The sequence below is a fragment of the Streptomyces sp. TRM49041 genome, assembly GCF_008271805.1.
In the GTDB taxonomy this organism is placed as follows: Bacteria; Actinomycetota; Actinomycetes; order Streptomycetales; family Streptomycetaceae; genus Streptomyces.
Genome location: NZ_VSRY01000152.1, coordinates 299482 through 320448, shown reverse-complemented (window position 1 = coordinate 320448; position 20967 = coordinate 299482). Strand labels below are relative to the sequence as shown.

29 protein-coding genes are annotated in these 20967 nt (G+C 69.7%); 4 read left to right on the top strand and 25 right to left on the bottom strand.

All coding sequences use genetic code 11. The annotated features are described in order from the left end of the window. Nucleotides 1–34 precede the first annotated feature (34 nt). Nucleotides 35–577, top strand: a complete 543-nt coding sequence (locus FVS66_RS24555) for a flavoprotein (protein WP_149183357.1) — start codon at nt 35–37, stop codon at nt 575–577. Nucleotides 578–595: 18 nt separating this feature from the next. On the opposite strand, the gene FVS66_RS36940 is transcribed toward FVS66_RS24555, so the two are convergent. Then, nucleotides 596–670, bottom strand: coding sequence for a 50S ribosomal protein bL37 (locus tag FVS66_RS36940; protein WP_099048249.1), 75 nt, complete (start codon nt 668–670; stop codon nt 596–598). Between the two features lie 553 nt (nt 671–1223). Further along, nucleotides 1224–1619: a hypothetical protein gene (locus FVS66_RS24540; protein WP_262387175.1), complete on the bottom strand. Its 396-nt coding sequence runs from the start codon at nt 1617–1619 to the stop codon at nt 1224–1226. 927 nt (nt 1620–2546) lie between these two features. Between FVS66_RS24540 and FVS66_RS24535 the strand changes: the two genes are divergently transcribed. Both FVS66_RS24535 and FVS66_RS24530 read left to right on the top strand, forming a co-directional pair. Then, a complete protein-coding gene (locus tag FVS66_RS24535) occupies nt 2547–3482 on the top strand; it encodes an N-acetylmuramoyl-L-alanine amidase (protein ID WP_149183355.1) in 936 nt (311 codons plus the stop codon). 667 nt (nt 3483–4149) lie between these two features. Next, nucleotides 4150–4491, top strand: coding sequence for a DUF5713 family protein (locus FVS66_RS24530; protein WP_149183354.1), 342 nt, complete (start codon nt 4150–4152; stop codon nt 4489–4491). Nucleotides 4492–4684: 193 nt separating this feature from the next. On the opposite strand, the gene FVS66_RS24525 is transcribed toward FVS66_RS24530, so the two are convergent. The 22 genes from FVS66_RS24525 to FVS66_RS24420 all read right to left on the bottom strand — a co-directional run bounded on the left by FVS66_RS24525 (nt 4685) and on the right by FVS66_RS24420 (nt 19028). Further along, a complete protein-coding gene (locus FVS66_RS24525; RefSeq protein ID WP_149183353.1) occupies nt 4685–5029 on the bottom strand; it encodes a hypothetical protein in 345 nt (114 codons plus the stop codon). Next, nucleotides 5016–5516 (bottom strand): hypothetical protein, encoded by a 501-nt coding sequence (locus FVS66_RS24520; protein ID WP_149183352.1) that lies wholly within the window; start codon nt 5514–5516, stop codon nt 5016–5018. Before FVS66_RS24520 ends, FVS66_RS24525 begins: the two co-directional genes overlap by 14 nt. Nucleotides 5517–5588: 72 nt before the next feature. Next, nucleotides 5589–6320, bottom strand: coding sequence for a hypothetical protein (locus tag FVS66_RS24515; RefSeq protein WP_149183351.1), 732 nt, complete (start codon nt 6318–6320; stop codon nt 5589–5591). Then, nucleotides 6317–6742, bottom strand: a complete 426-nt coding sequence (locus tag FVS66_RS24510; RefSeq protein ID WP_149183350.1) for a hypothetical protein — start codon at nt 6740–6742, stop codon at nt 6317–6319. The genes FVS66_RS24515 and FVS66_RS24510 overlap by 4 nt, the downstream gene beginning before the upstream one ends. 28 nt (nt 6743–6770) lie before the next feature. Then, entirely contained in the window at nt 6771–7565 is a 795-nt protein-coding gene (locus FVS66_RS24505; protein WP_149183349.1) for a phosphoadenosine phosphosulfate reductase, read from the bottom strand. Beyond that, nucleotides 7562–8545 (bottom strand): N-6 DNA methylase, encoded by a 984-nt coding sequence (locus FVS66_RS24500; RefSeq protein ID WP_149183348.1) that lies wholly within the window; start codon nt 8543–8545, stop codon nt 7562–7564. The genes FVS66_RS24505 and FVS66_RS24500 overlap by 4 nt, the downstream gene beginning before the upstream one ends. Beyond that, entirely contained in the window at nt 8542–9189 is a 648-nt protein-coding gene (locus tag FVS66_RS24495) for a hypothetical protein (protein ID WP_149183347.1), read from the bottom strand. Before FVS66_RS24495 ends, FVS66_RS24500 begins: the two co-directional genes overlap by 4 nt. A 95-nt stretch (nt 9190–9284) precedes the next feature. Next, complete coding sequence (locus FVS66_RS24490; RefSeq protein WP_149183346.1) at nt 9285–9674, bottom strand: hypothetical protein; 390 nt, start codon at nt 9672–9674, stop codon at nt 9285–9287. Then, the gene (locus FVS66_RS24485; RefSeq protein WP_149183345.1) at nt 9671–10033 is read right to left on the bottom strand and encodes a hypothetical protein; all 363 of its coding nucleotides are present in this window, start codon (nt 10031–10033) and stop codon (nt 9671–9673) included. The genes FVS66_RS24490 and FVS66_RS24485 overlap by 4 nt, the downstream gene beginning before the upstream one ends. 77 nt (nt 10034–10110) lie before the next feature. Then, nucleotides 10111–10653, bottom strand: coding sequence for a hypothetical protein (locus tag FVS66_RS24480; protein ID WP_149183344.1), 543 nt, complete (start codon nt 10651–10653; stop codon nt 10111–10113). A gap of 5 nt (nt 10654–10658) precedes the next feature. Beyond that, nucleotides 10659–11378 (bottom strand): hypothetical protein, encoded by a 720-nt coding sequence (locus FVS66_RS24475; protein ID WP_149183343.1) that lies wholly within the window; start codon nt 11376–11378, stop codon nt 10659–10661. Nucleotides 11379–11399: 21 nt separating this feature from the next. Beyond that, the gene (locus FVS66_RS24470) at nt 11400–12146 is read right to left on the bottom strand and encodes a hypothetical protein (RefSeq protein WP_149183342.1); all 747 of its coding nucleotides are present in this window, start codon (nt 12144–12146) and stop codon (nt 11400–11402) included. 34 nt (nt 12147–12180) lie between these two features. Beyond that, on the bottom strand, nt 12181–12864 hold the full coding sequence (locus FVS66_RS24465) for a SpoIIE family protein phosphatase (RefSeq protein ID WP_149183341.1): 684 nt from the start codon (nt 12862–12864) through the stop codon (nt 12181–12183). Nucleotides 12865–12961: 97 nt separating this feature from the next. Beyond that, on the bottom strand, nt 12962–13642 hold the full coding sequence (locus FVS66_RS24460; RefSeq protein WP_149183340.1) for a hypothetical protein: 681 nt from the start codon (nt 13640–13642) through the stop codon (nt 12962–12964). Between the two features lie 26 nt (nt 13643–13668). Continuing rightward, entirely contained in the window at nt 13669–13968 is a 300-nt protein-coding gene (locus tag FVS66_RS24455) for a hypothetical protein (protein ID WP_149183339.1), read from the bottom strand. 96 nt (nt 13969–14064) lie between these two features. Further along, the gene (locus tag FVS66_RS24450; protein WP_149183338.1) at nt 14065–14337 is read right to left on the bottom strand and encodes a hypothetical protein; all 273 of its coding nucleotides are present in this window, start codon (nt 14335–14337) and stop codon (nt 14065–14067) included. Between the two features lie 56 nt (nt 14338–14393). Beyond that, on the bottom strand, nt 14394–15272 hold the full coding sequence (locus FVS66_RS24445) for a helix-turn-helix domain-containing protein (protein WP_149183337.1): 879 nt from the start codon (nt 15270–15272) through the stop codon (nt 14394–14396). Next, nucleotides 15269–15586 (bottom strand): helix-turn-helix domain-containing protein, encoded by a 318-nt coding sequence (locus FVS66_RS24440; protein WP_149183336.1) that lies wholly within the window; start codon nt 15584–15586, stop codon nt 15269–15271. Before FVS66_RS24440 ends, FVS66_RS24445 begins: the two co-directional genes overlap by 4 nt. 6 nt (nt 15587–15592) lie before the next feature. Then, nucleotides 15593–16246 carry a hypothetical protein gene (locus FVS66_RS24435; protein ID WP_149183335.1) on the bottom strand — a complete coding sequence of 218 codons (654 nt, stop codon included), beginning with the start codon at nt 16244–16246 and terminating at the stop codon, nt 15593–15595. A gap of 88 nt (nt 16247–16334) precedes the next feature. Continuing rightward, complete coding sequence (locus tag FVS66_RS24430) at nt 16335–17378, bottom strand: PD-(D/E)XK nuclease family protein (RefSeq protein ID WP_149183334.1); 1044 nt, start codon at nt 17376–17378, stop codon at nt 16335–16337. A 49-nt stretch (nt 17379–17427) separates the two neighbouring features. Beyond that, nucleotides 17428–18555, bottom strand: coding sequence for a recombinase RecT (locus FVS66_RS24425; protein ID WP_187645673.1), 1128 nt, complete (start codon nt 18553–18555; stop codon nt 17428–17430). 83 nt (nt 18556–18638) lie between these two features. Beyond that, nucleotides 18639–19028, bottom strand: a complete 390-nt coding sequence (locus FVS66_RS24420) for a hypothetical protein (RefSeq protein WP_262387174.1) — start codon at nt 19026–19028, stop codon at nt 18639–18641. 287 nt (nt 19029–19315) lie between these two features. Here FVS66_RS24420 and FVS66_RS24415 point away from each other — a divergent pair, with 287 nt between their 5' ends. Further along, nucleotides 19316–19810, top strand: a complete 495-nt coding sequence (locus FVS66_RS24415; RefSeq protein WP_149183332.1) for a hypothetical protein — start codon at nt 19316–19318, stop codon at nt 19808–19810. 58 nt (nt 19811–19868) lie between these two features. Here the strand turns inward: FVS66_RS24415 and FVS66_RS24410 are convergent, their stop codons facing one another. After that, nucleotides 19869–20519, bottom strand: coding sequence for a hypothetical protein (locus FVS66_RS24410; RefSeq protein WP_149183331.1), 651 nt, complete (start codon nt 20517–20519; stop codon nt 19869–19871). Nucleotides 20520–20967 lie beyond the last annotated feature (448 nt).

Here is a 20967-nt window from a genome sequence, read left to right as displayed (position 1 = left end):
GGCATGTGATCAGATGATCTCCATGATCAACAACATGAGGACGCTGTACCTGTTCTGCTCGGCCGCTCCCCCGGTGTTCGACGTGGCGAGCGTGGTCGAGGACGCCCAGGCGCGCGGCTGGGACGTCTGCCTCGGCCTGACCCCGCCGGCCGCCCGCTGGCTGGAGGCAAGCCTGGACGGCCTGGCCGCCCTCACCGGCCACCCGGTCCGCGGCCAGTACAAACGCCCCGGTGAACCCGACGTCTGGCCACCGGCCGACGCGATCCTCTTCGCACCGGCGACCTTCAACACGATCAACCAGTGGGCGCTGGGCCTGACCGGCAAGTTCGTGGTGGGCGTGGCGGCGGAGGCCATCGGCAAGGGGACCCCCATCGTCACGATGCCGTGCGCGAACGCCGCGTACGTCCGCCATCCGCAGTTCGACCGGTCGGTGGCGACGCTACGGGAGACAGGGGTGACGGTGCTGTACGGCGAGGGCGGCTACACACCGGACCGGCCCGGCCAGGACTGGCCGGACCGGTACCCGTGGGGTCTGGCCCTGGACGCGGTGGATTCCGCCGTACGCCGCTCCGGCTGACGGGCGCGCCCGCCGCCCTCAGGCGTTGGGCCGCTTGCCGTGGTTGGCCTTCTTACCCTTGCGGGCGCGGCGCTTGTTACCTCGCTTGGACATGGCACGCAACTCCGATCTCCGGTCGACCCCGGGATGTTCTGGTGCATTCCGGCCATGGGCCAGTCTAGATCCGCCCGGTCCACCCCGCATCGGCACCGCTCTCCGCCCCCGCCCCCTTCCTCACCCGGTCGGTCGCGTAGGTGGCCCAGTCCGCCCGGTGCAGATGACACCGGGCGGCCCCCACCATGGCCAGCCGCCGACACCGCGACCCCTGCTCGGTAACCGCCCCACACATACCCTGCGTGCGAGCCATCCCGCACCGCCTCTCCCGCTCACCCCCGCGCCGCTCGGCAACAGCCTGACGCCCGAAACCGGGGAGCCGGAAGGCGCACGACAGCCGACCGGAAGCGCTCCGGAGCGGCCGGGGGAGCCCTTGGGCGGGGCGCGGCACGGCCCGGCCCCGGCACGGCTGGGCCGGGCTGGGCGCGGCGCAGGCGGGTGTCCGCTCCGCCGTCACGCGGCGTCTCCTCACCAGCTCGCACGGCACGGACCCCGCCGACGCCACGTCCCAGGCGAAGGACCGCGGTTATGTCAGTCCCAGGAGACCGGTGGGTCAGGCCAGCCACCGGGCGGTGTGGCGGTGGCGGGTCGGGGGCACGTCGACGTCCTCCGTGGGGGACAAGTCGAGGTGGCCGGTGCCGTCGTCGACGAGAAGTTCGAGTGCGCGGAGCCGACCGCGCAGGTCCTGGCGGGCGCGGCGTTCTCCTTCGGCCGCCCAGCGGGAGACGGAGCGGTCCCAGCGGTAGCGGGCGAAGCGGCGGACGGTGACCTGCGGGCGTACGCGCTGCGGGCGGGGGCGGCGCCCGGCACGCGCGGCGTCGGCGAGGGTCGCGGCGCTGTACCGGAGGCCGTGGAGCACCACCGAGTGCCACGGGGCTCGCGGCGGGGCGTCGGTCCACAGGTCGCGGTGTGCACGTACGTGCGTGAGGTGGTGTGCGGTGCGTGCCACGTGGGCTCGACGGTGACGGTCCGCCCGTCCCGCCCCCATGCCGCGCGGCACCGGCGTGGCACGCCGCGGATCGGCGACGGTGGCAGGCCGTTCCGTACGCGCGGGTCGTACGAGCGGGTTGGAGGCGAAGCAGGAGTACGGCCACGCCCACGAGCCGGCCGCGTGGGGCCGGCGACGACGCGCGCGTCCCGGGCCGGTCACCGCTGAACGCACCGTCGGAGCGCCGCTCGGCACAGCCCCGGGCCATGACTGGTTGGCAACTGTTCACCGTCCCGCGTGACGATCGCCGGTCCCGGGCAACTCACTAACAGATCCCCCTTTCTTGGAACCCGCCCTGGCACAAGGGCCACCGCACGCCCCAGGGAGGAGATGCATGGCCTGGTACTCAGGGGCTACGCGCATGGCATTACAGCCGGAGTCGGACGGCCGGCCGGTGACCGGCCGACGCGGTTCATCCTGCACGGCATCGCCGCCCCGTGGACCGCGCGCCGGATGTACTGCGGCGCGCAGGAGTTCCGGGCTGTCACGGATGTCCGGATGGAGCCAGAGGAGGCAGGTGCGGCACTGCTTCTCGCCCTGCGGGTTCCGGTCATGAGGCTTGGCGTGCCGCCGGTCCGGCAGCGCAGTCAATTCGCGTCCTGCGTCGCGCCGCCAATTGTGGCTCGCGCGCAGCCCCTTGCTGACGTACTTCCGCGTGCGGCCGGGGAACTCGCACCGTCGGCTCTCCATTGCCGTGCTGCCGCGCACACGATGGGCGGTCCCAGGGCCGGTGTTTCCGTGGCGCTGCCACCGCCGGTAGTGCATGGCGCACCACCCCCGGGAGCGCACGCGTACGGGGCGGCCGCAGCCCTCGACAGTGCAGGTGAGCTCGTCCATGCCGATGTTTCCCCCGAGGAGACGTCTCCCGAATCAGAAGGAGGCACCCTGATGGCTTGGTGCCCGTTCGCGAAAAAACTGGAGCTCCAGCCCGAGAGTGATCAGCAACCCGCCATCAGGCCTACGCAGTTCATCCTGCACAGCCTTGCCGCACCATGGGACGCGCAGCGGCTCTACGAGTACTGGAAGACCAGCCCCCTCGAGTCGCACTTCGGTCTGGGTTACGAGGGCGACCTGGCCCAGTACATCGGCACGGAGACGCGCGCCGACGCCAACTACGGAGCGAACCGGCGCCCGGACGGCACGGGCGCGGTGTCCATCGAGACGGCCTCGAACCTGAAGCACACCGACCCGTGGACGGACAAGCAGGTCGAGAAGCTGATCCGGGTGGGGGTGTGGCTGCACCAGCGGCACGGTGTCCCGCTGCGGATCTGCCGCACCGCGTCCGACCCCGGCTACGGCTATCACCGGCTGCACTCGGCCTGGTCGTCGTCGGGCACGTCCTGCCCGGGGGACGCGCGCGTGGCGCAGTTCCGCAAGGTCGTCTTCCCCGGGATCGTGAACCGCGCCAAGGGCCAGTCGGCCCCCACACCACCCGAGGAGGACCCGGTGCCGAAGATCCTGCACGAGTCGAGCGCGACCGACATGAAGCTCAGGTCCGGCCACTGGGTGGGGCTGTCGTTCCGTACCGCGGTCCTGCTCGTCGGCCCGGTCCGCCACCACACGGTCGTCCATCTGCTGCTCGCCGACGACACCCACGCGGACACGGTCGTCGAGGGCTGCTTCTACACGACGGACAGGAACGGCGGCGACCGTTCACTCCACCTGCCGGTCAGGGCGTACGGGGCCGGCGGCCACCAGTTCACCTGCGCGGCGGACGTCAGGTCCAACCGCCACCTGCGCTTCATGGTCCGCGTGAGGACCCCCGACCACCGCTCCGTACAGCTCCTGCACCGCTCGGTGTCGGGCCCGTTCTGGACCCTGTGACCCCCGCGGCGGCACGGTCGGTCCGGACACCCGGCCCTCGCACGCGCCAACCGGTTCGCGCCGCCGCAGCCGGGAACAACCGTCACGAACCTGTGAAGGTGTAGACGCCCTCAGCCTGTAACCGTCACCGCACGGACCGCGCCGCGGCGCACACGCGAACACGGAAGACCCCCGGCCGTCATCGGCCGGGGGTCTTCTCGGTGGTGGGCGCGGACGGTTTCGAACCGCCGACATCTGCTTTGTAAGTATGATCATCGTCAGAATCGCCATGATCAGCTGACCTGCGCTTGATCGCCGTTCGCCGACGTCCACCCTGCCTGACCTGGCGCGATGCCGTTCCGACGAGTCCCAAACCGTCCTGGCATCTCCCCGATCTTGACGATCACTACGTCCCCACAGCGTCCCCACGACTCCCGCTTGTCCCCACCTTGTCCCCGCGGGGAGGCGCCGGGGATGGCCGCTGACCAGCACTGCTTCGATGCCCTGATCGGACGCCTGCTTCGGTTCCGTGAGCACTGCTTGCCCTTCGCGGCGCGGGTTCGCTTCCTTCTTTGCCTCAATGAGCGGTGGGCCTCAGCCTCGGTGGGCGGGGTTGCGCCGGCAGGGCTGCTGTCAGTCGCCTGGTGCATGATCGGCGCGTCAGTTCTTCGACAGGGGTGGGGGCGCTATGCCGATCACAAACCAGCAGGTAGCGGAACGTGCGTTTCTGCAGCCGCTTTACGCGGACACGTACTTCCCCGATCACGTCCTTGACAAGGGCAGAGCGATTCTGGGTCGGCTGTGCGAGCGGATCGAAGCTGAGCAGCCGTCGGACCTGGCGGCACTGTACGCGCTCACGCAGGCCGCAACGAATGAGTTCAACCTGCTGGAGGCGGAGTTCGAGGCGGCCGGCAGCGAGATCGAGACGGTAGCGCGCGAGGAGATCGCTGAGGACTTCTGGTTCGTTGCGTCGACCTACGGGTTCGCGGATGCGGACGTGGAGGAGCTGATCGCCACCCGGGATTGGTGAGCAACGGCCGAAGGGCGGCCCGGACATGAGTCTGGGCCGCCCTTGTGGTCAGGTGTCTTCTTGGTCTGGGCGCACCGTCAGGTGTCCAGTGCGCCCAGTTTGGGATGATCTCGAGGTCGCTCGAATCCGGCCATTCTTGAGGGCGCCCGCGATGTCCCGCGCGGACGGTGAGAACCGGATCTCGTGGTGGACATCAGGTGCCCGCCCGGTTCCTGGGGCGAAGCCGGTCGCCCCAGGCCCGGCGCCGGGGAGTCGGCGTACGGGCGAGCTGGGCGCGGAGCTCGGTCACCTCGTCCAGCAGGAGGTCGACGATGGCGCGGGCTTCGGCGATGAACTGGGCGTCCGCCTCGGCTCCGGCCAGCGCCTCGGCCTCTCCCTCGTGTGCGATGTCGACGGAGGCGACGCGGTCGTCGTTGCTGTCGGTGATGAGGAAGCTGGTCACGCCTTCCTCGATGTCGATCCTGATGACGCCCCAGGGGCCCGGGATGATCTTGTCTCGCAGGGTGGCGATGGCGGCGAGCTGTTCAGTGGTGAGCATGGTCGGCCTCCTCGCCGGTGCCGGACATGGCGGGTGCGACGTATCCGCGGCAGCCGCAGTACTCGTAGCAGCTGGCGCTCTCGGGCGCGGTGCGCGGGACGCTCTGGTGGATGCCGCGCGCGTGGCCGCAGCCGGGGCGGGCGCAGTGGGGGTGGTGCTGGTTGTCGTGCCGGTAGGCGGAGAGGCCGACGTCGTGGATCGTCTTGCCGGTGCCGCGGGTGGGTTCGCTGTCGGCCCAGCAGCCGGCCCAGCCGCAGTCGTGGTTGAAGGCGAAGGTGCCGGCGAAGGCGAGGGCGCCGCAGCGTCCGCAGCGGTACTGCGGGAGGCCGCGCTCGTCGGGCGGGATGGGCTGGCCGGTGCAGCAGTCGGTCTTCAGGGATTCGCGGTAGGCGGCGTGGCGGGCGGCTCGGGCGTCGCGTTCCGCCTCGCGGGCGGATCTGCGGTCCGTGGCGGCCTGCTTCTCTCCGAATAGGTCAAGTTGTGTCATGGCAGTCCTCAGATTCTCCAATGGGATGTGAGTGCGGGGCGGCCATTGGGCCGTCCCGCACCCGGGGGCTGATCAGTTACTGGTGGCGGCTTCGGGCGGCTTCGACTTCTGCGCCTTGGTGCCCCGCGCATTCGTCGCCTTCGCCGTCGTCGTGGCGCGGCGTGACCGGGGCGCTGGTGTCCGCTTCTTCGGCTCGGTGGCCTTCACGGGCGTCTGCGTCTTCTTGGCTGTGCGGCGTGGGGTCTTCACCGGGGCCTTGGTGGCGGTCGCTTGCTCTGGCTGGAGGTTGTCGCCGCTCGTCGACGCGTTGGCGGCTGCCGGGTTCTTCTCGGCGCCTGGAGCACGGCGGGAAGGCTTCTTGGGGAAGGCACGCAGCGGTGGGCGCTCGCCGTCGAATGCCGGCAGCAGTCGGGTGCGGATGTTCCGTGCCACGGTCGCGGCGGGCGGGTTGTCAGTGAAGTGGACGCCGACGTTGTAGCGGATGCTAGGGGAGAGGTGCTTGAGGCTGTCGGCGTACGACTCGGCGTCGCGGTCACCCTCCTCGAACTCGCGGGGCGGCACGTCGAGCGCCCAGGTCTGGACGGCCTCGCCTCGCCAGAGGTGCTTGATGCCGATGCGACGGCCGTCGGGGTGGGCGAGGTACGCGGACGGCCCGGGGTGGGGTTTGTCGTCGGTGTCGACGGCCCAGCCGTCGCCGAGCGCGGCGGCGGTTGCGGTGACAAATGCGGCGAAGTCCGCGGGGAAGACGCGCTGCTTCTTCGGGACCCTGGAGTCCTTCGGCGTGGTCGGCTTCGCTGGGCTCACGAGTTGCCCTTCTCGGTCGTGCGGTGTGATGCGATGGGGGTGGTTGGTCCGGCTTCAGGGAGCTGGCCCGGGGCCGTGGTGCAGATCTCCCGGGCTTCGGTCAGAGCCGGGCCGGGCAGTGGGATCAGGCGGTCGGAGGGGGCCAGGCCCGCGAAGACCACGGAGCCGCGGAGGTCTTCGGCGGGGCCGCCGAGGGCGTGGGCGAGCAGGCTGGCGTGGAGGTTCGGCGGGTGCTGCTCGCGGTTCTTGCCGCCGATGACCACGATGGAGCCGTCCGGGTGGTCAATCCTGCGGATCACGGCGGGTGCGTCGAGGAGTGCTCGGCTGACTGCTCGGGCCTGGTCGCGGGGCGTGTCGCCGAGTGGGATCTCTCGTAGCGCTCCGGCGGTGTCGATACGGATCGCGTGGGGTTGTCCGGTCACTTCGTTTCGGCCTTTCGGTCTTGTTGGGTCAGGTCATGCACCAGCCGGACTCGCACAGGCTGTCGTCGTCGAAGGGCAGCGGTTCGGTGCCCTCGGGGACTGCTTGCGCGAGGGGCCGGGCCAGTCGGGTCAGGAAGACGGGGTCTTTGCCGAGCTGTGCGCGGCGTTGGATGAGGGTGGTCTCGAGTCGGCAGGCCACGTCGAAGAGTTGTGGTTCGTCTTCGCGGAGTCGCTGCCATGCGGTGAGGGGTTTCAGCGGGCAGAAGAAGCAGGCGCTCTTCGGCGGTACGGGCAGCCCGGCACCGGCGATGACCCGCATGCAGTCGGTGCGCCGCAGACCGAGATCGAGGAGGGGGTAGGTGACCTTCTCGTACGGGCCGGGGCGGCGGTTGTTGGCGCGGTGGATCTCGTCGAGGGAGATGCCGACTCCGACCGTGGCCGGCCAGGTGCGGGTGGCGCCGTTGCGGCGCAGGTGTTTCTCGATGACGCGGATCTTGAAGTCGGCGGTGCAGCTGCGGGTGCCGGGGGCTCCGTTGCTCATCCGGACGGGGATGGGCAGGGACTTGGACCCGGGGCGCATCAGCCGGTCCCAGAGGGTCTCGATGTGGCCGTCCCGCCGTCTGTGGTTGAGGGTGTGCAGGTCGATGCCGTTGCGGTGGGCGTACGGGATGGCGACGGTGCGGACATAGTGGAGGGTGGCGGGGTGTTCGCTGTCGTCGCCGACGTTGGCGAACAGGAAGGTGTCGTACGGGATTTCGCCCTTGGCTGCCAGCACCAGAGCCGCTGTGGACTGCACACCTCCGCCGAAGGAGAAGACGTTCACTCGGCTGTTCCTGTCAGGAGTCGCTCGGCCTGGCGGATTGCGGCGACCATGCGTGCCTTGCCGACGACGTTGTTGCGGTGCTCGATGACGGCCGCGCGTTCGGCGAGAGCCTGGGATACGCCGCCGTCTCGTGAGGCGAGGGAGTCGCCGCACCAGATCACGGTCCGGGGGCCGAGGTCCCACAAGATCGCGTTGACGGCGGCACAGGCGGTCGAGAGGCGGTCGATGTCGTTGCCGAACCAGGTGTAGTCGTGTGGGTTGAGGCTGTGTTCCCGTAGGCGTTGGGCGACGGAGCGGAACATGCCGCCGCTGCCGATGGCCGGTTCGCGGATCGACGACCCGTGGTCGGTGTCGACGAGGATGTGCGCCATCAGGTCGGACACGCAGGGTGGTGTGTGGTACTCGCCGCGCCACTTCTTGTCGCTCTTGTGCCGCAGTCCTGTCAGCAGCGGGCTGAGCACGTCCGCCTGGGACCGGTCGTAGGGATCGTCCCGTGCGGTGAGGTCCAACAGCCCGTTGTAGATGGCGGTGTGGATGACCGCTTGGACGGCTCGCAGCTGATACTCGTCGGGGCTCTCCTCGACCCAGTCGTGCAGAGGGCGCGCGACCTCGATGAGGTCGGGGCGGGCCATCCACTGGACACCCCAGATCTCCCGCAGAAGCGGCGGGAGCTGGGCGGGTTCGAGGGTGAGGAGCCAGTCGCCGACGAGGGGTTCCCGGAAGAAGGACAGCGCGGCAACGGTGCCGATCGGGACGTCCATACGGCTTCCGCCGTAGTGGCTGAACCATGCGGCGATGACGTTCTCGGCGACTTCGCCGGCGTGCCGGTGCGGGTCGCCCGGGAAAGCGCGGCGCGTGCGGCGCGAGGCCGGAGCCGCTCGTGGAGTGGGCTTGGCGGCTTCCTCCTCGCGTTGCTTGGCGCGCCCATCGAGCTTCTGCTCCACCTCGCCGAACAGGTCGAACTGGACCACGCCGTTCACCGCCCCGTCGTCTCGGCCGACGCGTCCGCCGACGCGAACGGGTGTGGTGGGGCGCCCGCGGGAGCGGGTACGGGACCCGCCTGGAGGATCGCCGTGGCGCGGTCCGCGCGCTGGATGTAGTAGGCATGGTCCTCGCGGAGGCGCCGCATCCGCTCCTCGTGCTGCGCGATGAGTCCGCCGTACCGGCTCAGGGAGCGGGGCGCGCAGTGGTGTTCGTGGGCGCGGCGCAGGTCCGGTGTCCAGGGCTGGGCGAGCCAGTGGCGGGCCAGGGCGGAGACGATGGCGGAAGCCCGGCGGGCTGTGCCCTTCGGGACGCGGACAGGGGCGCTGATGATCAGGCGGTAGGGGCGGAGTCGGAGGGTGCCTGCGGTAAGGGTGGCGCGGGTGAAGGACTCGGTGCCGGCGATCGTGATGCCGAACAGGACGGGGGCTTCGTCCATCTGGAAACCGAACGGGCCGGTGCCGTAGGCGACGTGGAGGATCTCCTCCATCGGGTCCTGGTCGGCTTCGGGGTGGTGGTCCGGGTCCCAGCCGAGGGTGAACGCGCCGATATCGGTGATGCGGTAGACCACCTGGCCGGTGCCGAAGTCGGCGTACGCGGACGCCTCGAGGGCGGGACCGCTGCCGACGGTGAAGCTGGGCATGATCTCTCTCTTCATTCGTGGGGGCATGGGTGGGAGCCGGGGGCCGCGGCTGCTCGCACTGCACGGCCCCCGGGTGGTGGTGCGGGTGGGATGGGTTATCCGTGTTCGGCGTGCCAGCCGCTCACGTACGCGCCGACTTCCTCGGCCAGTGGTCCAGGGGACAGGTCGCCGGGCGGTTCGCCTTCGGGCGTCGTGGTGTCGTAGATGACCTTGCGGCTGCCGTACACGTCGTCGATGTGGACGGCCATCCAGCCGCCGAGTTCGCTGCGGTCGTCGTGCCAGGGCAGGGAGTACCGGCCGGCGATGGCGACGTACTGGTCCTCGGCGAGCTGGACGGTGATGTTCAGCTCGTTGCCGCAGAAGTCCACGCCGACGTCGGTGACGTGCTGTTCGAGGGCTTCGATGACGTCGGCGTACAGGGAGCGGGCCTTCTCCTCGTCTGCGCGGCGCAGCAGGTTGACGGCGCTGAGGTAGGTGAGGCTCATGACGTGGCCTCGCTGTCCGGGGTGTGCTTGCCGCAGACGAAGGACAGGGGCTCGCCGTCGTGCGGGAGATCGAGCTCGATGTCCTCGGCCTTCTTGCACAGCAGGCATCTCAGGGTGACGGTGCGGATCATGCGGCGGGGGCGGACCGGGGTGTTGGCGGGCAGGTGAAGCTGAGTGCCCGGGCCGGGGAGGGTGAAGCGCAGGAGCGCCAGCTCGGAGGAGACGGTGACCTTGCCGACGCTGGTGATGAGCAGGGGGGTGGTCGGCGCGTCGGGGAAGGTGAACACGTCGCCCGGTTGCAGTTCGTGGGCGTACACAGTCCTGGTGAAGCCGAGGGTGATCACGGCGTGATTGCTCATGGTGCAGCTCTCTTTCCGCTCGTAGAAGGGGTGGTGGTCGGCCCCGGTGCCGTCTCGCACACGGCGCGCCGGAGGTGTCAGTCCTCGATCAGGTACACGGGGCTGTTGAGCGGCCCTCGGTCGAGCTCATTCGCGATGTGTGGGGGAACGCGGGGCACCTGGGCGGCGTGGAGGGTGAGTTCACCGCTCACGAAGTCGACGGCGACAGTGCCGTCGGGCTCGACGCGGGTGACGCGGCCGTAGAGCGGCTGCTCGGGGTGCCTCACCCAGTCGTGGACGGCGAGGGGCGGCAGGTGGCGCGGGCAAAGGCCCTGGTCGCGCAGGGAGAGGTGCGGGGCCGAGGGATGCCAGCAGGGCTGCCCGTCGGGGCGGGGGTGCTCGCAGCCCCGGGCGATGTGGCCGTATCCGTCGCAGCGGATCAGGACCGGGCTCGGCCACGGCTCGCGGGCTCGCACGACCGCGAAGGTGACGGCGCCGCGCGGGCCCTGGTCATGGTGGGCGACGTATTCGATGGTCAGGCCGATGGCCATGGGCCAGGTCTGGAGGACGTTCGCGGCGATCGTCTGGGCGTGGACGGCAGGCACGGCGGGTGCGGGCGCGTGTTCGATAGTCAGGGACATGACATTCACTCCCCCGAGCCGGTCTCGGTCTGCGGGAGCAGCAGAAGCGCGGTCTCCTCCGCCGGGCCGCCGACCCGCGTCACGTATCGAGCGCGCAGGTGGGGCAGGGAGCGGATCTGCCAGATCAGCCCGCGGATGATCCGCCCGGTCTCCTCGGGCCACAGCGGCCGGTCGGGTTCGGCGTGGACCGTGGGTCCGACTCCCGTGGTGCCGCGCGTGGTCACGCCGGCGACGCGGGGCCGCATGGCGGAGAGGTCGACAGTCAGGAGGCCCGCGTCCGGGTGGTGCACGCGAACGAGCGCAGCGATCCTCGCGGCGCGGTCGGCGGGTGGGAGGTCGAGCACCCAGCGCTTGCCCGGCAACGTCTGGGGGCGTACGGCGCTCCACGCGACCGAGTTCAGCCGGTCGAGGGCGTACGTGAGGTCGTCGCCGATCTCGCCGGGGTCGAACCCGACGGTGGCGCTTCCGCCGCCGCGGAGGTCGTGGAGCAGCTCCTCCGTGCCGCCGTCGTGGGTGGCCCACAGGCCGTCCAGCTCGATCAGGCCGTCGGCGGTGGCGTGGACAAAGGTGAGATGCGTGGTCTGGGGGTGCGCCTCGACGATGCGCGCGGTGATGTAGTCGAGCATCGCGACCTCGTAGCGTGCCTGGACGTGGTCCAGGGCGCGGACCGCGTGGTCGAGATGGCGCCGTGCGTCGGTGGTCCGTGGCGCGTCGTTGTCGGTCATTTGGGAAGCTCCTTGTGCGGGTCAGGACGGGTACGGGAAGACGAGCTGCCACATCTGGCCCTCGTGCTCGGAGGCGAGGTCCATGCACGGGGTGAGGTGACGGCTGCGCAGGTGCGGCAGGGCGTAGAGCTGGCCGAGAGGGTGGGCGAGCTCGTGGGAGACGTCGTGCGGCCACGGGCTGTCCTCTGTGTCCGGCGAGCAGCGGGGGCACGGGATGGGGACCGTTTCGCCGCTGCTGAGCGTGATCTTCTCGAAGCCGACGGCGATGCCCCGGTCGCGTGCTTCGAAGCGGCAGATCAGGGAGACGGCGTCGGGGACGTGGCGGCGCACGATGTCGGCGACGGCGGCGGCACGGTCGGCCGGCGGGAGGCTGATCCAGCGGCGGTCGCGGTACTCGTGGACGGGGTGCGGCTCGACCACGCCCCAGTGGTAGAGGAAGGAGCTGCTCAGAACACGGCCGAGATCGCTGATGAGTTCGTCGACGTCCAGCGGGCCGTCCCGCCAGTCCTCCTCCGCGTCGCCGTGGGGGTCGTACAGGAGGCGGCAGCTGCCGAGCCCGGATTCCTGGGCGCTCCAGATGCCATGCAGCTCGACGTCGCCGTCGGAGTCGACGCTGACCTCCAGGTACTCGGCTTCGGGGTGGGCCATCCGCACGCGGGCGGAGATGTCGTCGTGGATCGCGAGGAAGAGCATCTCGCCTGCCTGGACGAAGGCCGCGGCGAGGTCGTCGAGCGGGAGCTGGGTCAGTCGAAATGGCTGGTTTTCCATGGGGATTGGCTCCTCGTCATGTGTGGTGGTGGGGTTAGCCGGCGCGGCGCAGGACGACAGCGGTCACGTTGTCCGAACCGCCGAGGTCGGCGGCGTCGGCGAGGAAGTCGGCGGCCTTCTGCGGGTCGCTCTCCTCGAGGGCGCGGCGGATCGCGCTGTCGTCCAGGCACCGAGCGATGCCGTCCGTGCTGAGCAGGACGCTTGTGATGCCGCGCGCGGGCAGGGACGTGGTCACGAACCCGTGGCGGGCGATGGTGCGAGTGACCTTGCGGTCGTACGCCAGCAGCGGTCCGCGCTGTGAGGTGTGGCGGCGGATGCGCTCGCCGAGGGAGTGGTCGTACGTGGCACGCCGCAGCTGTCCATCGGTGGTGAGGACGTAGGCGCGGCACAGTCCGGCCCAGGTGATCTGGACGCGGCTGTGGGCGGGATCGAGGAGCGCGGTGACGATGGACGCGTCCGCCGTGATGCCGCTGGCGGCGAGGCGTTCTCGGGCCGTCATGCAGCCGACTTCGGGCGTCGTGGTGAGGGCGACGGCGGCCGCCTCCTCGGTGGCCAGCCGGGCCGCTTCGGCGGCCTCGGCGGTGTCACCGATGCCGTCGGCGACGGCCACCGCGATACGGCCGGTGGCCAAGTCGCCGCCGACGTTGAACGCGTCGGCCTGGACCTCGCGGCGGCCTTTCCGCTGGGCTCCGCCCACGCGCCAGGGCGTTTGGGGCATGGCTGGACTCCTTCGCGTACGACGAGGGATCGGGGATGGGCCCGCTCGGGGCCGGGAACCGCTCGCACCGGCGCGGCCCCGAGCGGGGGCCTTCGTGTTACGGCACGGTGGCCGCGGTGAGCTGAGCGACGGCGGTGACGAACTGCGGGCAGGAGCCGAAGCGTTCGTGCAGCGTGTGTTCCTGCTCCCACTGGCCGCAGCGGACACAGACGGGCCGGACTCGTCCCGGCGCGGGCCGGGCGATGTACGCGCCGTGCAGGTCGCCGTCGGTAAAGACGACGACGCCGGTGGCCTTCTCGAGGCTCGCCGCGCCCTGGCCGTGTTCGGTGGCCTGGCGCAGGGTGCGGCGCAGCAGCGTCCCGGACCAGTCGAAGCCGGTGCTGTCGTCCGCCGGCGGGTCCTCGTACGTCACGCGGTAGGCGGGGAACGTCGCCTCGGCGGGGTCGGTGAGGGGGCGGGCCCAGAACTCGACGGGCCGGTCGTCCTCGCGAGTCTCGGGTGCGGGGGCGATGGCAAAAACGATGCGCATGATCACGTCGCCGTCCGGGAGCCCGGCGCGGTCGGCCGCGCGGGTGCACAGCTCCCTGAAGCCGGAGACGCCGTAGGCGGCGAGCCACCGATCGGGTGTCAGCTCCCCGCCGAACTTGGTCCGGAAGTCCTCGCGGTCGCGGCGTTGTACGGCGGCGATGATGTCGACGGCGCGGTGGATCTGGTCCGGGCTGACGCCGTACATGGCGGCCTCCGCGTACAGGAGCTGTTCGCGTGTGGGCTGGTCCACTTCTCTCTCCCTTTGTGGGCGCTGGGCTATTCGGTGGTCGGGCGCGGGGTGAAGTGCTCGGTGGCCTGGGCGTGCAGGGCGTCGAGGCGCGCGGAGAGACGCTTGCCGAGGGTGCGGCCCACCATGTCGACGCCGTGGTTGTCGGTGACCGACTCCAGCCGCCACCGGCGGAAGCCGTCGTCGAGGGTGAAGTCGCAGATCTGGCCCTTTTGCTGGCCGTGCAGGCTCAGTACGCGGACGGCGGGGCCGCCGGTCTCCCTGCGCTCGGTGGGTGCACCGAGGACGCGGGCGGCGACGACTATGGCGGCAATGTGGGCGATGTTCATCGGGTTCCTCGCACTCTGGTGGTCTCACCCGGCACGCACCGGGGAGGCTTGCAATTGCCTCCACACATGTAGGAGGCGTGGATACGGACGCGTAGGTCAGAAGGCATCGCGGTAGAGGTCCGGGCGGCCCGTGACCTCACGCAGGGAGCACACCAACAGCCGGCCGGACGCCTCGACGCCGAGGACGTCGCGCACGAAGTCGAGCGGCTCAACGGGGCGACCGAGGGCGTCACCGTAGGCGCGGGCCAGCCGCTCGCCCATTTCCTTGGCCAGCTTCTGAGCCTGGCCGAACTGGACGCCATCGACGCCGCGGGCAGCGAGGCCGACGCTCAGGGCGGCGCGTTGAGCTGGGGCGAGGAAGCTGAACACTGCTCGGAACCTCCGAAGTTGGGGGGGTGTTTTCCAGTGGATCTGATACTATTTTATCATTCTTGATCATTTTGCGTCAAGTATTCTTTACTGCTGGTGAGCGGGATCCCTTCGCGCTGGCGGCCGCGCTGGAGCGCTTCCCGGGCGGCTTTGCGGGGGCCTTCGAGGACTCCTTGAGCTTCCAGCGCCTGCACTTGGGCGCGGCGCGCGCCGTCCTCCTGGAACCATCGGCGGTCTCTGTCCCGGGCACGGGCGGCCTTCGCCTGCTTCTCCTGGGCTGCTGCGGCGGCTTGGCGGCTGCGCGGATTGGTGCCGCAGCCGCGGCAGTTGGCAGCAGGGGCGCTCGGGTGAGCGGTGCAGCCTCCGCTCGAACCACCGCCGTTCTCGGCACCGGCTTCCCCAGTGCTGCCGGCCCCGCCGCGGCCGTCACCCTCCGCCGGGGGTAGGGGGTTGTTTCTCTGGTGGTTCTCTGACGGTTCCCCCGTCATTTTGACCGGTACACCCGTGGAATTTGACCTCAGGTCATTGTGACCAGCGGTCATTTTGACCGCCTGTTTCGCCCCGGTGTCTTCCGGCGCGGGCTCCTGGTTGACGTCCTCGTCGTCGGCCTGTTCGGCGGCGCCCCCGGGGCCGCCGGGGTCCTGCGGGTGCGGTGGCGGACCAACGGGCCGGGGGGTGCGCAGGACGTAGCGGTTGCTGGTCCTGCGGCCTTCGACGAAGCGAGGGCTGCGGGACATATAGCCCTGCTGCTCAAGCCACTTGAGATGCCGGCGCACGGTGCTCAGACTCTGACTGGTCTTCGTCGAGAGGGTTTCCTGCCCGGGGAAGCAGGACCAGGACTCGTCCGCGAAGTCGCACAGCGCGAGCAGCACCAGCTTCGCGCCCGGATTGGGGATCTTCTGCTTGAACGCCCAGGCCATCGCCTCGATACTCACGCTTCTTCCTTCCTCCAGGCCGCCCGCCAGCGGGTGACCGTGCGGGTCTCCACACCGACGCGCTCGGCGATGTCGCGCGCCGGGTGCCCGGCGCGGGTCATGATCCGGGCGGCGAGCTCCTGCTCGGCTTCATTGAGTTCGGGCGCCGGGAGTCCGCCGTTGACGACGCGCTCGACGGCCATGAAGTCCACGCCGACGATGCCGGTGTCGGTAGTGCTGACGTAGACGTGGCGGGGCTGGCGGGTGGGGTCGCTGCCGAGGAGCAAGAACGGCGCGGAGCTGCTGTGCGGCCGGGGTGCGTGGGTGCTGGGCACGACGGATCACTCCTCGCCGATGCAGGACGCGGTTGCGCAGGGCCCAAGCGGCTGCCCGTCGCTCCGGAGGACGGCGAGCGCCGGGCCCGGTTCGCCGGCCAGGAGAAGGCGCGTCGCTTCGGCGACGATCTGCTCCAGGGTGGTGGCGGTGGACCGTGCCCGGTCGCGCTGCGTGAGCGCTCTGTCTGCCTGGCTGCGCCAGGAGGATGCCTGGTTCTGCAGCTGGGTGACGATCGGCATGATGACGTCCATGAGCGAGGCGGCGATGTCGCCGGCGTGGTCGGCGTAGGCCATGCGCGGCCAGCAGGCGATCAGGCGCTCGACGAGCCGCTGCCGGATGCGGTCCGCGGTGAGCGGGGGTGTCGTCTCGAAGGTGTCTGCGGGCAGCGGCGGTCCGTCGAGGATCGCCACCAGGTGCAGCATCAGGCCGAGGACGTCGTCGCCTTCGTACGAGGCGAGCGCATGCTTCGCCTCCTCGATGCGGGCGAAGGTGCCGCGCAGCTGCGGGTCGGCGTCCTGTCCGTACTGCGGCAGGACGGTGAGAACCGCGTTCGCCGCGCGGTGGTGCGGGGCGGGATCGGATGCGGTGAGGGCGGGCTGGTCGCCGTACGCCTGGGACAGCACGTCGGCGATGCGCTCGCGCAGCGTGGGTGTGAACATGAGGAACTTCCCCTCCAAGGGTTGGGTGTGCGGGATCGCCGAGCACCGGGGCCGGCGTGGTGCGGGCCCCGGTGGCGAGCGGGGTGGGTCAGGTCGCGTCAGGGACGCGGGTGACGCCGATGGTGCGCGAGGTGCGGCCGCCGGACTTCATCGGGATGTCGACGCTGAGGCCCTCAAGGATGCGGATCATCGCCTGGGGGTCGGGCTCGGGCGGGCGGGGGTTGCCGCCAGACCAAGAGAGCTTGAAGTCGCCGTACGTACCGGGGTCCGCGGCGTCGAGCATCTTGCGTGCCTTGACCTTGCGCTTCTTCGCGGCGCTCTCGATCTCCGAGGCGTCCGCGTAGGCGCGCAGCGCGTCGGTGATGCCCGCTTCGTCCTCGGCGAGGATGGTCTGCGGGGCGCGGCCGTCGTCGGCGAGCTGGTCGAGGTTCCAGCAGGCTGTCTTGAACGGGCAGTTGTCGCAAATGACCGACAGACCGGGTCCGTCGAGGTCGCGGGGCATGGCCTCCGGCTCGGCACTCTCGAGGACATCCTCGGCCCAGGCCAGGGCCTGCTGAGTGACGCCCTCGTCGTACATGCGCTGGTGGACGACGACCTGGCCGTACTCGCGGCCGACGTAGCGCAGTCGTACGACGTCGGCCTCCAGCGGCTTCCCGGTCGGCAGGTGAGGGTGCTCGCTGAGCCCGCCGGTGCGCAACAGGTGTGCGTACAAGTGGACTTGGAACCACTCATGCTGGCTGGGGCCCTGGCGTACGACGACGTCCAGGGCGCGGGTGGACTTGGTCTTGACATCCTCGACGACGCCGGGGTCCTGTCCGCTCGGGGTCCAGTAGGCGTCGGCGTGCCCGAGGATGACGCCGTTGGTGAGCTCCAGTTCGGTGTGCGCACCGTACTGCTCCGCCAGCACACGCAGGATTCCCTCGTGCAGCCAGGTGCCGAGGATCGCGGCGTGCATGTTGTCGTCGAGGTCGGTCGGCCAGGTGCCGTGTACTTCGTAGGCGGCGCGGCGTCTGCACAGACCGATCGAGGACGGGCCGAGGAGGCGTTGCCGGGCGCGGGGCCGGGCGCGGTCGTCGCGGTGGGCGCCCTTCCATAGGTCGGGGACGGTGATCGTTCCGGGGTCGATGGACATGGTCTTCTCGCACTCTGGTGGGTTGGCCACCCAGCGGGGTGGCTGGTGGCTACTTCGCTTTGCTGCGGGTCGACTTGGTGCGTGACGGCGTGCGGGCGGTCGTCTTCTTCGCTACGGCCTTCTTCGTGGCGGTCTTCTTCTCGGGGGTGCGCGTACGGGAGCCCGCGGATCCGCGTCCGCTCGGAGCGTCAGCCTTCACTGCCTTCGCCGATTCGGTGTCCGCGGTGAGCGCCTCGGCGAGCTCCTGGAGCTGTTCGGGGCTGGCGTCCTGGAAGGAGACGCCGAAGTCGTCAAAGCAGCGTTCGTTGACCACGTCGAAGCTGATGCCGAGCCGCTTCGCGACGTCGCGTACAGTGCCGCGCGCCTCCTCCATCGCGCCCTGCGGATCGACAGGCGCGGGCGTCTCGGCTTCCTCCACCTGCCCGCTGCGCTGGTCCTGCTTGTCCTGCGTGCCGGCCGGTTCGACGACTTCGGCGTCCACCACGGGAGACTCCGAAGTGCCTGGCGTCTCCAGTTTCTCGCCGGGGGTGCGCAGCCGGGCCGCGGCGGCCTGGACGCGCTCGCGGGACTCGGCCGCATCCGCGGCGTGCATTTCCTCGTCCACGTGCAGCCCGGACAAGTCCGCCGGGCAGGCGCGGCGCAGGGCAAGGGCCTCGGCGACCTTGCTGAGCTGGCTGGCGGGCATCTGCGGCCACAGTCCGCCGAGCTTGTACTCCTGCGCTTCGTAGTCCCAGACCTTCGGCGCGTACTCGCGCCAGTGCGCGACGGCGGGGAAGCGGGAGTCCCCGCGCCACAGGACGGACCGGCACGCGGCCGGGGGCTCGTCGCGCAGCCACACGCTGTGCTCGCCGCCCTCGGCGTCGTACCAGACGAAGTCCTCGTACGCGATGGGCTGCCCGGCCCGGTCGGCGGCCCGGCGTGCGATGAGCCGGTAGCCGTCGATGCCAGTCTGGATGGTCCAGCGGATCTCGCCGCGGGACTTGCGCTTGATCATGTAGATCTGCCGGCCGAACGGGTCGAGCCCGGACGCCTTGCAGTAGTGGAAAAAGATCCCCAGCTGCGCCGGACTGGCTTCCACCAGGTCCGGGAACGCCGCGCGAAGAGCGCGCAACTGCTGGTCCTCGAACGCCTTCTGGTCATCGCGGATCGCGAGCCAGGTGACCGGAGCATCGGCCACATCCCCTCCAAGCAACCTCGTTCCCCTTTATCGACGTTCAACTGTCGCAACACATGTTGAGAACAATTGAAGCTGATATAAATCTATTTCACTTGACGCCTGGCGTCAAGTGCGGACTGTCGCCTGCCGGAGCCACCGCCACGCAGGCGGCGCAGCTCGAACACGTCGCGCCATTCCGGATGACGCGCACGCAGCAGGCGCGCATAGCGCGAGGTGAAGTTATTGTTCAGCTGGAACGGCTCACCATGAGCGAGATCCGGCGCGAGCCAGCGCAGCTGCTCGAACAGCGCCTTGACGCCGATCTGACCGCCACCCGCCTCGACCCACTGAGCCGTGAGCCGCTCCAGCGCCTCGTACACCCAGGGGTGCTCGGCGTGAAAATCCTCAAACCGGTCGTCCAGCGTTGACGCGTTCTCATCCGGCGGGGACTGTCGCCCATCGATCCCCAGCGGGAGTTCAACTTGTTGGTACACACTTCACCCCCACAACGACTGCGTACCGTCTGAACACATGTCAGAGTCACACCTTAGAGGCATTGCCCGGGATTCGCGCGAGCTGACCCATCACCAATCGGGGTGCACCGGCCGCCGGCCACACAGGGAGCGACGCTGGAGCACACGACACATCTAGAAGACGTATACCTATGTCTCCCAGACAGAACCTCACTGCTTCAAGACAACCGATAGACGCGGCACGTCAGGGCATGCCAACATCTCACTCGTCGTCGCCACAGGGCGGCCATATGAAGGGGTGGGGATCCATGACGCAGCAAGCACAGGAGTTCATCTCTGTACCGGTGCCGCGCGAGTACGTCACGAAGGTGTACGCCTACCTGGCCCAACTCTCGGGCACGGCACCTTCGCCGTCGGAGTCTCCCGTCGACGGCGACGCGGGAGTAGAGGAAGACGGCAAGTACCCCTATGTCGAGTGGAGCGTGGAAGACCTGCGCGAACTGACTGTGGCCCAGTTGCCTTCAGTCCAGGCGGTCGTCGGCCTGCTGGACATCCTGGCCGAGCAGCCGGGAAACCCGGTGAGCTACACGTTTCTAGTGGACAGGCTCGCCGTCGAAAGGAACCAACTGCGCGGTTCCCTGGCCGCCTTCACCCGGGTAGTCCACAAGCGACACCGGCGAAGGAACTGGCCCATGACCTGGGAGGAAGGGGCTGGCGAAAATCCCGAGTACAAGTCTGAGTTCTTCTACACGGTGAGCGAGACCATCGCCGAGCGCTGGAAGGAAGTTCGCGCCGGGCAGTGATGCGCATGCCGGGGCTGCCTTGAGCAGGCAGCCCCCGGTCTGTCCGCAGCGGTGCTGGCTATCGCTTCGGGCGTACGGTCAGTGCAAAGCCGCCCTTCAACAGTTCCGCTGCGAACGCGGCAACGTCCTCCGCGGAATGCTCCCCCGGCCGGAACGTCCGCGCCTCCGGCAGCGGCGGCGGGGTTGGCTTGGGCTCGGACGAGGGCTTGCGGCCGCGGGGCTTGATCTGCTCCCGTTCGCCAGCCTTGATCCGGTCGATGCCCTCCTGAACGACGGCCCTGCCTCGCTGCTCCGCGCCATGAAGGACCGTGTCCAGCAGCCAAAGCGGCGATCCGGAGATCGAGGCGTCCTCGGTGACGAAGCTGCCGCGCACCCGCCACTGATAGATGTCCATGTACTTCTTGCCGAAGATCCAGGGGATCTCCTTGAGCCCGACGACGTCCGGCAGGTCCGCCGCGTCGCCGACCTCGTAGCCGCCGGCGATGCCAGCCTTGTACTCCTTGAGCCGTTCCGGCGAGACGTCGCGGGCTCCGTCCTCGGCGAGACTGAGAACCGTGGGCAGCAGCCAGTACGGGTTGCCGGAGATCACCACGTCCGGTTCGCCCAGCACGCCGCGCGTCTTCCACAGCTGGGAGGTCTGCCGCTCAACTCCGAAGAGGAACGCGATCTCCCCGTGCCCCAGGAGATAGGGGAACCGCTTCGCTGCCACGTCGCCACCTTCACCCATGCATCATAAACGTAACTTGATGCATCAAGTCTAATTCAAGTCCCCCTGTCGTTACTCACCGCCCTCGGCAGGTCAATCGCGGACGGTGCCGCCCTGGTCGACGCTGCTGGGGCCTGGGCCCGCAGCCGGGGGGCCATGTCTTTGTCGCTGACGGTCATCGACGGAAACGAACCTGCTCGTCAGTCCTATCGGCGCATGAGCTGCCTGACCACGGGGGAATGGGAGTCCCGATCGCGTAATCCGGCACAGAGTTGTGAGCGGCACGGCATGTCCCTCCGCTCGTAGCTCTGTCCCGCCAGCACTGCGGGCGCAGAAGCGCAGGAGACACTTGCGGTGCAGAGAGCAGCCACTTAACCTGGCTCCCTCTTTCCATTTGTGGAACAGCGCCCCGGGATCTGACTCGCACTCTGCCCGGGGCGCTGCCGCGTTC